9 protein-coding genes are annotated in these 9,859 nt (G+C 69.9%); 5 read left to right on the plus strand and 4 right to left on the minus strand.

What is annotated here, in order from left to right; translation table 11 throughout:
• Positions 1 to 58: 58 nt before the first annotated feature.
• Positions 59 to 1,672 (plus strand): hypothetical protein, encoded by a 1,614-nt coding sequence (locus tag ACFOVU_RS28690; RefSeq protein WP_378538592.1) that lies wholly within the window; start codon positions 59 to 61, stop codon positions 1,670 to 1,672.
• Here ACFOVU_RS28690 and ACFOVU_RS28695 read toward each other — a convergent pair.
• From ACFOVU_RS28695 to ACFOVU_RS28710, 4 genes are all read right to left on the minus strand, one after another.
• Positions 1,602 to 2,444, minus strand: a complete 843-nt coding sequence (locus ACFOVU_RS28695) for a hypothetical protein (protein WP_378538593.1) — start codon at positions 2,442 to 2,444, stop codon at positions 1,602 to 1,604. The genes ACFOVU_RS28690 and ACFOVU_RS28695 overlap by 71 nt on opposite strands.
• Before the next feature lie 131 nt (positions 2,445 to 2,575).
• Positions 2,576 to 2,947: a 6-pyruvoyl trahydropterin synthase family protein gene (locus ACFOVU_RS28700; protein ID WP_378538594.1), complete on the minus strand. Its 372-nt coding sequence runs from the start codon at positions 2,945 to 2,947 to the stop codon at positions 2,576 to 2,578.
• A gap of 55 nt (positions 2,948 to 3,002) precedes the next feature.
• A complete protein-coding gene (locus ACFOVU_RS28705) occupies positions 3,003 to 5,738 on the minus strand; it encodes an AAA family ATPase (protein ID WP_378538595.1) in 2,736 nt (911 codons plus the stop codon).
• A 125-nt stretch (positions 5,739 to 5,863) separates the two neighbouring features.
• Positions 5,864 to 6,508, minus strand: coding sequence for a GNAT family N-acetyltransferase (locus ACFOVU_RS28710; protein WP_378538596.1), 645 nt, complete (start codon positions 6,506 to 6,508; stop codon positions 5,864 to 5,866).
• A gap of 186 nt (positions 6,509 to 6,694) precedes the next feature.
• Here ACFOVU_RS28710 and ACFOVU_RS28715 point away from each other — a divergent pair, with 186 nt between their 5' ends.
• The 4 genes from ACFOVU_RS28715 to ACFOVU_RS28730 all read left to right on the plus strand — a co-directional run bounded on the left by ACFOVU_RS28715 (position 6,695) and on the right by ACFOVU_RS28730 (position 9,833).
• Positions 6,695 to 7,156 carry a helix-turn-helix domain-containing protein gene (locus tag ACFOVU_RS28715; RefSeq protein ID WP_378538597.1) on the plus strand — a complete coding sequence of 154 codons (462 nt, stop codon included), beginning with the start codon at positions 6,695 to 6,697 and terminating at the stop codon, positions 7,154 to 7,156.
• Positions 7,149 to 7,517 carry a DUF4180 domain-containing protein gene (locus ACFOVU_RS28720; protein WP_378538598.1) on the plus strand — a complete coding sequence of 123 codons (369 nt, stop codon included), beginning with the start codon at positions 7,149 to 7,151 and terminating at the stop codon, positions 7,515 to 7,517. The genes ACFOVU_RS28715 and ACFOVU_RS28720 overlap by 8 nt, the downstream gene beginning before the upstream one ends.
• 47 nt (positions 7,518 to 7,564) lie before the next feature.
• Positions 7,565 to 8,164 (plus strand): DUF7691 family protein, encoded by a 600-nt coding sequence (locus ACFOVU_RS28725; protein ID WP_378538599.1) that lies wholly within the window; start codon positions 7,565 to 7,567, stop codon positions 8,162 to 8,164.
• 223 nt (positions 8,165 to 8,387) lie between these two features.
• On the plus strand, positions 8,388 to 9,833 hold the full coding sequence (locus ACFOVU_RS28730; RefSeq protein WP_378538600.1) for an MFS transporter: 1,446 nt from the start codon (positions 8,388 to 8,390) through the stop codon (positions 9,831 to 9,833).
• Positions 9,834 to 9,859: the final 26 nt, after the last annotated feature.

Genomic DNA, 9,859 nt, shown 5'->3' on the forward strand with positions numbered 1-9,859 from the left:
TCCCGTTCGGCCGTCTTCCATGGTGAGGCGCTTTCGACCTTATACGGGTTGTGCCTCGGTGACCACGGATGGTACGACGATCGCCATGCGCTCTTGGTCTCCGTTGAACGACCGCCAACTCGCACTCCTGACCCGCATCGGCGATGACACCGACCCCGTCACCTCGGACAGCCCCGAGCTCGCACACACCGCCCGTGCGCTCAAAGGGCGGGGCCTGATCACCATGCCCAAGCGAGGTGGAAAGAAGTGGCAGGCAGAGATCACCGATGCGGGACGCTTCTATCTGGAGCACGGCCGTCATCCGAATCGACCGGACCCCACACCGCGCGGGCGGCGTTCGGCCTCATCAGAGACGGCGTCCACCTCGCCGCATGCCGCGAAATCTCCACGGACCCCGTCGGCCGACGCCGGACCGGCTTTGCTCGCGGAGGTGCAGCAAGCGGGGCGGTTCCTCCGGATCCAGGACCCCAGTGACGAGGAGCGTGCCCGCTACCGCAGGGCATTCGACGCCGCGCGGCGGTGCGCGCCTGAGGGATACCACCTGAAGTACAGCGGTCGGGCCAAGGGCGATTTCGTCCTCGGCCTGTTGAGGGCGACGGGTGAGGACGACACCGAATGGAATCGGATCCGACTGGCGCGCAGCCGTGTTATCACTGATGTCGAGGACGTGATCGCCGCGCTCACCGCGGACCACAGTGCCTTCGAGATCTCCGATGCTGTTCTTCCCCGGGTGCTTTCGCTGCTCCGGCTCATCGCAGAGCAGGCTTTTGCCCGCCACGGCGAGATCACTGTGTCCAAGAAGCGCAAGCAGCCCAGGCCGCACCTCACCGTTCACGGTAGGACATACGAGGTCCGCTTCCGTGAGCGGCAGAAGCGGGTCCCCTATATACCCAAGCGGCATGGCCGACGCACGTATGACTGGCAGCGGGTCACCCCCGAGCACACGTTCGAGCCGTCCGGTGAACTGGAGCTGCTGATCGGCCAGGAGCCGGGCCATCGCCATGGCTTCGGCTGGAAGAAGGAATGGGCGGACACCACCAAGAAGCCATTGGAGGAGCAGATCGGTTCGGTCTTCAGGGCGTTGAAGGCGCACGCGGAGGAACAGGAGCAAGCTCGCCTTGAGCATGAGGCCGAGCAGCGGCGTCGACAAGAGGAGTGGGAGAGGCAGGAAGCCGAGCGTCGGCGCCTGGCGGCGGAACAGAGGGAGCGCACTCGGCGCGAATGGGAGGCCGCCATCAGCGCGGCTTCTACCAAAGCGGTCCATGCGGTCAGGGCCGAGCACTTCGGTACGGCCTTTGAGCAGTGGCGGGCCGCGGGAGAGATCCGAGCCTTCTGCGCGGTCCTGGACGAGGTGGCCGCCGCGTCGGACAGCGCATTCGAAGCGGAGAGACTGCGGGAGTGGTCGGCGTGGGGGAAGGCGGAAGGTGACCGGCTCGACCCCACACTGGACGGCAAGGGGCTGTCCGCCGTCGACTTCGACGTGGAGCCGACGGGAGACCAACTGCGGCCCTTTCTCGATGGCTGGCACCCGGAGCGCCCGGAGAAGGAGAAACCCCCGGCTCCGCCGCCATCCGCGCCGGATCCCGATCCGTGGCGAGGCGTCATCGACGCACGTCAGGATCAAGGCTGGCGATATGGACGCCAAGGTCGCGCTCAATGGTGGAGGCGATGAGTCCATGCCCGCGGTCGCGCAGGGCCGTGACCGCCTTCTCGACCAGTTCCCCCAGCCTGATGACCTCGGCTCGCAGAGCGACCAATTCGTCATAGCGGTCGACTCTGTCCCCGCCGCACCACGCTCGGACGGTCCGGAAGACGGCCGCCTCCGCGTCCAGCCTCCGGTCATCCCGGCGGTCGTAGGTGTACCAGGAGGGCCGGGCGCGTTCCTGTTCGTTGTTCCGCTGCTTGCGGTCCACCTCGGGAAGGATCTCATCGGCAAGGTTGCCGGCCACGGTACGGGCGATGCGTTCGGTGACCTGCCACGCGGCCAGGCACATGCCGTCGCGCCTTTCGTAGACCATCGGATCGCCGCGGAGATCGGCCGCGTCCATGCCGATGAGCGGTGTCGTCTCGTCCAGGCGCCCCAGCTCCAGAACCCCTGCATCGGCCACACCACGACGCAGGCGCAGCCTGCTCTTCGGACGAAAACACCCCAGAATCATCCGTGCGGCTTCGAACTCCGTGCCGCCGCGCACGTGCCGCGACGCCTCGGCCAGCGCCAACTCCCCTGCGTCGTCCGCGCAGAAGTGATCGACGTCCGCCCAAGGTGCCACGAGGGAAGCGGGTGCGACCCATTCCTGTAGACCTGCGTCGTCGCCTTCGAGGAAACGCACGTGGACCCGACCGGACCTGCCGGACCCACCCACCCGAACGATCTCCACCCGGAGAACGGCGCCGCCCAGTTCCTTCGGTCGCTCGCGATATGCCCAGTGCTCGCCGATCTCCATGTGCCTATTGAGCCATGTCCGGTGAGCCCATGGCAGGCGTTTTCCGTGACTATTCCGACTCGTGATGGAAGGGACCAGCCCTGCCCAGGCACATCGGCAGGATGGGGCACGTCCCTGGTACCGGGGCGGCGTCAGCGCTCGGGGCGGTATTCGGCCCAGGTCTTGGGGGTCTCGGAGACGCGGACCGCCGTCAGTTCGGGGAACCGCTCGATCCAGAGGTCGAAGATCCAGGCGGCGAGGTTCTCGGCCGACGGGGGGAGGCCCTCACCCATCGCCTCGTTCAGGTGGCGGTGGTCGAGGGTGTCGTCCATCCACTTCTTGAAGATGTCGAGCTCGCGGTAATCGCGGACGAAGCCGGTCTCGGCGAGGTCCTCACGGCGGGCCGACAGTTCCAGGACCACAACGTAGTTGTGTCCGTGCATGCGGGCGCAAGGGTGCCAGCCCGGCAGCCGGTCGAGGACGTGGCTGGCCGAGAAGTGGAACTCCTTGGAGATCGTCAGCATGACGGTTCCAGTGTGCCACCTGCCTCTGGGCGCCCGGCGGAGCGTGGTCGCGCGGTCACCGGTCGACCCCCTCGCCGCGGCGGATGGCATCGTTGAGGGGGACCCTGGTGAGGAATCGCCGGCGCGCCGCATCATCGGTCACGAGGTCGGCCTTGCGGGCGACCTCGCGCCTGGCTCGATCGAGGAGTGCGTGCGCTTCCTCGTTCACGCCGCCGGCGGCCAGCACCACGGCGGAGTGGTACAGGACCTCCTCCGTGCGCAGAGCGGGCATGTCCCCGACCTCGTTCAGGATGCGGACGGCCTGGCGGGCCTGGTCCCGGGCGGCGGCGGTGTCGCCCTGCCGGATCAGGGTGCGGCTGCGCAGGGAGTGCGCCGCGATCTGGCTGCGGACCATGCCGCTGCGCCGGGTCTCGGCGCAGGTGGCCTCGGCCAGGCGGCCGGCCTGGTCCAGGGACTCGCGGGAGTCGCCCGTGGTGAGCGGCAGGGTCTCGGACGCGGCGAGCAGCAGGATCTCGGCGTAGAGGTTGCGGACGATGGGGACGAGGTTGGCCAGCCAGGTTCGCTCCGTCTCCAGCCACGCGTCGGCGATCAGCTCCAGCGAGTCGTGGCGCCGTTCCGGCCGCTCGACGAGGAGGCGGGCGAGCAGCGCCTGGTTGTACGCGTGCCAGCCGCTGTCGCCGCCGCGGCCCGCCTCGAAGTCGAGGGCCTCGTTCAGGACGTTCTCGGCGTCCTCGTAGGACCCGAGGCCCATGTGCACCTGCGCCAGGTAGTTGAGCGCAATGGGCAGCTCGGCCTTCAGCGGTTCGTCGCGCAGCCGCTGGACACAGCGGGTCAGCCTGGCCAAAGCCTCGCTGAGGTGTCCGCTGTCGAAGAGGGTGATGCCGAGCTGCATCTCCCCCAGGTTGCGGGTGTGCTGGAGGACCGGGTCGCCGGTGCCGCCCAGGCGCGGGTCGGCGGCGTACATGCGCTCCGCCTCGCGCAGCTGGGCCAGGCCGTCGGCCAGCCGCCGCTTGGACACCTGCCGCCCGTATTCCACCCGGGCGACGAAGAGCGGGACCGGGTCGCCGTGCTGCTCGGCCAGCTCAACGGCCGCGCGGAGCTTGTCCAGGGACGGCACCAGGCCCCGGGTGGCGAGCAGGGTCTTGCCGCGCAGGAGCGTCGTGCGGATCGCCGGCTCGGGCGTGCCGCAGCGCTTCGCCGCGGCCTCGGCCTCGGCGGCCAGGCCGTCGATGTCCGGGCCGCCGGCCGGTCGGTGCTGGCCCCGCCAGCGCACCTCGGTGAGCGACAGCAGCAGTTCCACGGCCTGGATGAGCCGGCGGTCGCGGCTCTCCTCGTGCGCGGGAAGGTCGCGGACCGCCTTGATGACCTCTTCGCAGTGCCGCTCCGCTTCGGCGAAGGACAGCCCTTCCAGCGCGGCGTCACGGGCCAGCCCGTAGTGCGCCTCGGCCGAGGCGAGCCGGCTCTCGGCTCCGCCGCTGCGGAGGTGGCGGGCGATCTCCAGCCGCCGTTCCAGTGGCATCCCGTCGAGCGGGCCGTCGGTGAGCGCCGCCGCGATGCCGGCGTGCCGGGACCGCTTCTGCTGAGGGGTCTGCTGGTCGTAGACGACGCGCGACAGGGCGCTGTGCTGGAACCGGTAGCAGTCGGAACCGTCCGACGGTGCCCACGCGGGTATCGGCGCCGGGCGGATCAGCTTGTGATCGGCGGCGATACGCCGGAGCCGCTCCATCACTTGGTCGTGCGGCGCCCCCTTGACCTCGGCGACCGTGTGCGACAGGAACGCATCGCCTTGGGCCGCCCCGATCATGAGCAGTTCGCGGTCGCTTTCGGTGAGCAGCCGCAGACGGCCCTCCACAACGCGCGCCAGGCTGCCGGGAAGTTCGACGGTCGTACCGGCGTCGGGCCGCCACTCCTCCAGGCACAGCGTGACGAAGACGGCGTGGCCGTCCGTCAACCGGCTCAGCTGCTCCGACAGGGCGGGCGGGGCATCGGGGTGCCGGGAGCGCACCAGCTCCGCGACCGCGTCGCGGGGCAGGCCGCCCAGCATCCGCCGCCGCACGAGCCCGTCCTTCGCCCAGTCGTGCAGCAGGTCCTCGACCTTGGAGTCCGGGCCGTCGGCGTAGGCGCCGTCGGTCGTGTGGCCGAACACCACGCCGAGGGGTTCGCCGGACAGGCGCGGCAGCAACCGGTCGAGCACGAGCAAGCTGCTGGGGTCGCCGTAGCGAATGTCGTCGATGAGCACCACCGTGGGCGGCCCCTGCCGGACGAGGTCCAGGAGGGCGTCCACGATCTGTGCGGCCGCTCCCTGCTGGAAGGGCAGCAGGCTGTCGAACGGCATCGACCCGGAGGCCAGCGACGCCTCAGCGACCTCCTTGCCCAGGGTGAACACCGCTCCCAGCCCGGGCACGATGGCGGACAGCACCTCGGGTGCGGAACGGACGACGCCCTGACCGGTGAGGCCCAGCCACCTGCGGAAGGCGCCGGGCTGCCGGTCCTCCTGGTCCTCGGCGAGCTGCACGAGCAGGTCGATGATCGCTCCGTAGTGGAAGTCCGATCCGATGGACGGCCGGCACCGCACGGACACGACCCGGCCGGCGCTCGCCGGGTTCGCGGCGCGGACCTCGTCGGCGAACGCTTGCAGGAGCGCCGTCTTCCCCATGCCCGAGACGCCGTCGACCACGAGTGCCCGGCCACCGCGCCCCTCGGTCACGTCCGCCAGCAGCGAGCGCAGCTCGTCCATGTGCTCCACGCGGTCGACAAAACCGGTCCGCACCACAGCCCCCGTCTCGGTCATCCGTCACGGATCTCCCGTACCCGCAGCGTCACCCGCCGCCCACCGTAGATTACGTGAATCGGGTATCCCATAGGGGTTCTGGGGGTCGCCGACGATGTCGGCGGCCCCTCCCATGGAAGGCCGGCTCAGTCCGGGTCCCGGGCCCCGCGGCCCGGGTCGACGGGGCGGCGGGCGGGGGAGACGGAGCCGTTGCGGCGCAGGAGCGTCAGCGCTTCGCGCAGGGTCAATGACGAGACCTCACGCCACTGGTCCTTGAGGATCGAGAAGAAGTGGAACCCCTGGGCGGGCTCGGCCTGGAGTGCGCCGCCCGCGGCCAGGAAGAGGCGCGTGGCGACGATGTTGTCGGCGTAGCAGGTGCACCAGACGTGGCTGAGGCCCAGCTGCTCGAAGGCCACCCCCAGGATGAGGTGGACGGCTTCGAAGCCGGCCGTCAGGTTCGCCATCCCGGGCCTCAGGATGATCGAGTGGCTGTGTGCGTTGGAGAGCCCTTGGATGTCCATCGCGATGGTTCCCACCAGGGCGGAGTCGCTGCGCTGGACGATTCCCAGCCGGTAGCTGTGCCGCGCAGGGTCCTCCTGGTCGGCCGTGGCCTGGGCGAGTAGGGCGGCCACGCCTTCGGCGTCCAGGGTTCCGAGGTCGATATGGCGCATGACGTCGGCGTCGCCGAGTATCGGTTCGAGCGCGCCGGCGTCGGCGGGTACGAGTTCACGAAGGGCAAGGGTGGGGCCTTCGCGCCACACCCGGGTTTCGATCAGCGGGGTCGTTGCCATGTCGACAATCATAGCTAAACGTAAGATTACGACTACCCAATGCAATCATTCGTCGTCAGGTCTTTCCTGAACTTCTTGTGCGGGGGTGGCGGACGGGTGGCCGGTGGGGTGCGGTGTGTCCCCGATGCCCCGATGCCCCGATGGGAACGTCCCTATCGATCCCTATTTCGTATATCTTGGGGAGTGATGAAGGAAGAAATGTACTCGGTCGAGCAGGTGGCCGACCGGCTCGGCCTGCACGTGCGCACGGTGCGGGGCTATATCCGTTCCGGCCGGCTCAAGGCGGTGCGGATCGGCAAGCAGTACCGGATCGCCCGCACCGACCTCGAGGAGCTGGTCGGACGGCCGCTGTCGGCCTCGGCGGGCGCCTCCGGCGCCGCTCCGGTCGAGGTGTCGAGCATCGTGCAGATCGACGGCATCGACCGCGCCGCGGCCGACCGGCTGGGCACGCTCGTTCTTGCCGGCGTGAACACCGCCCACGACCCCGAGCACCCGGTGCGCATCCAGACCGTCCACGACGAGGACCGGAGCCGCATGAAGATCGTGATCTTGGGCGGTCCCGCCGTGACCGCCGACCTGTTGCGCCTGCTCGACGACGTGCTCGACGGCGACAACGGACTGATCGACCGGGAGGCCGGCGGTGCCTGACGTCATCGAGGAACGGGCCGGCACCAAGGTGCTGGTGTGCGACCCCGACGGCCCGCCGGTGGCCACCGAGCAGGACGCGCTGGACCTGATCGGCGCCGCGTTCCTCGGCGCCGAGGTGGTGGCCGTGCCCGCGAGCCGGCTGGACGAGCGCTTCTTCTCGCTGGACACCCGATTCGCCGGCGAGATCATGCAGAAATTCGTCGCCTACCGGGTACGCCTGGCCGTCATCGGCGACATCTCCCGGCACACGGCGGCCAGCGGGGCCCTGCGCGCGCTCGTCCACGAGACCAACCGGGCGGGCCACGTGTGGTTCCTCCCCGGCCTCGACGCGCTCGACGCCCGCCTGCGCGCCGCCACCTGAGCGATCGGGGCGGCCGCCGTGTCGGTGGCGGGCCCTAGGGTTCCCGCATGAGCTTTGGACTGAGCGTGTACGTGATCGACCTCGCCGTGGCACGGGGGGCGATCGGTTCGGGTGACGAGAAGCAGCGCCGGATGATCGGCGGCCGGTTCAAGCGGCGGCTGGCCGCCGACGACAGCCATTTCTCCTTCGAGATCGAGCGGGGTGCGCCCACCCGGTACGAGGCGCTGCGGGCGGTGATCGACGGCGGCCCCTACGACGAGCGCCACGCGTTCCAGTACGCCTACGCCTACCAGCTGATCTGCGAGTTCCACGGGCGGCCGTGCTTCAACAACCACTTCTCCCCGTTCAAGAGCGGCTGGCTGGAGAGGGTCGACAAGGGGATGGCCGCCCTCGGGATCGACGCGGCGACGGTCGGCGACTTCATGTACGGAGGCCTGCCCCCGGGGCTGCCGCGCCCCGACGACCTGCCCGATTACGGCGAATGGTCCGTTGACCAGTGCCGGCGGGCGCTGGCCCAGTGGGAGGCGAGCACGCCTGAGCAGCGGCAGGCCCTGGACCGCGAGGTGCTGGAGGCGATCGAGTCGTGCACGCAGTGGTGGCGCGACGCCATTGCGGTCGGCCGCGGCGTCGCCGGGTTCGTCCACTGACCGCTCGGGTTGTTCCACCGGCCGCCGGGTCCGCGCGCTGACGGTCCCCGCCGCGCGGGGGCGCGACGCCACGCGCCGCGTCCCCGCCGAGCGCTCCGCGCGGCCGCGGCCGGGGAAAGGGGGAGCAAACCGCCGGTCACGACAGTCCCAGTCGCGTGCGCGGAATCGACCATGGTGTGCCGGCCCGGGTTACGCGCCGTGTATTCGCGGTCAGTGAGAGTACATGGACGTCGTGACGAAGATCCCGGCCCGGCTCGACCGGCTGCCGTGGGCCAGATGGCACTGGCTGATCCTGATCGGTCTCGGCAGTGTGTGGATCCTCGACGGCCTTGAGGTCACGATCGTCGGTTCGATCGGGTCCCGGCTCACCGAGCCCGGGAGCGGGCTGGGGATCACCGAAGCACAGGTCGGCATCGCCGCATCCGTCTACATCGTCGGCGCCTGCGCCGGAGCCCTGTTCTTCGGGCACCTCACCGAGAAGTACGGCCGGCGCAAGATCTTCCTCGTCACCCTGGGCGTGTACCTCGGTGCCACCGTCCTGACCGCGTTCTCCGGCAACGCCGCCTGGTTCTACTTCTGCCGGTTCTTCACCGGGTTCGGTATCGGCGGCGAGTACGCCGCGATCAACTCCGCGATCGACGAGATGGTCCCCGCCCGGCTGCGCGGCCGCATCTCGCTGCTCATCAATGGGTCCTATTGGCTCGGGGCCGCCGTCGGCGCCGCGCTCGCCTACCCACTGCTCAACCCCGACCTGCTCCCCGAGAACCTGGGCTGGCGCCTCCTCTTCGGCTTCGGCGGGGTGTTCGGGCTGATCATCGTCGTCGTGCGGCGGCTCGTCCCGGAAAGCCCCCGATGGCTGATCATCCACGGCCGGCAGGAGGAGGCCGAGCGCATCGTGTCGGCCATCGAGGAGGAGGTCGTGCGGGAGACCCACCGCGACCGGCTCCCCGAACCGCAGGGCTCCCTCACGCTGGAGCAGCGGGAGACCACCACCTTCCGTGAGGTCGGGCGGACCCTGGCGCGCACCTACCCGCGGCGCACGATCGTCGGGCTCTCCCTGTTCGCCGGGCAGGCGTTCCTGTACAACGCCGTCTTCTTCACGCAGGCGCTCGTCCTGACGGCGTTCTTCGGCGTGTCCTCCTCCGTTGCGCCGCTGTACGTTGTGCCGCTGGGGCTCGGCAACTTCCTCGGCCCCGTCCTCCTCGGTCCGCTGTTCGACACGCTCGGGCGCCGGCCCATGATCTCGGGGACCTACATCGGGTCGGGGGTCCTGCTGGCGGTGACCGGTGTGCTGTTCCACCTGGACCTGCTCTCCGCCGTCACGCTCACCATCTGCTGGTGCGTGGTGTTCTTCGTCGCCTCGGCGGGGGCCAGCGCCGCCTACCTGACCGTCAGCGAGGTCTTCCCCATGGAGACGCGGCCCCAGGCCATCGCGCTGTTCTACGCGGTCGGCACGGCGCTCGGCGGCATCGTCGGGCCGACCCTCTTCGGGCGGCTCGTGGAGAGCGGGGAGCTCTCCTACGTTGCGCTCGGCTACTACATCGGCGCGGGGCTGATGGCCCTCGGCGGGATCGTGCAGCTGGCCATCGGCATCGAGGCGGCGCGCCGCTCCCTGGAGGACATCGCCCAGCCGCTGAGCAAGAAGAAGCGCACCACCGCACAGGCGTGAGAATCAGGCCACACGGCAGCGGCGGC

It is taken from the genome of Nocardiopsis sediminis (genome assembly GCF_042650565.1).
Lineage (GTDB): Bacteria > Actinomycetota > Actinomycetes > Streptosporangiales > Streptosporangiaceae > Nocardiopsis_B > Nocardiopsis_B sediminis.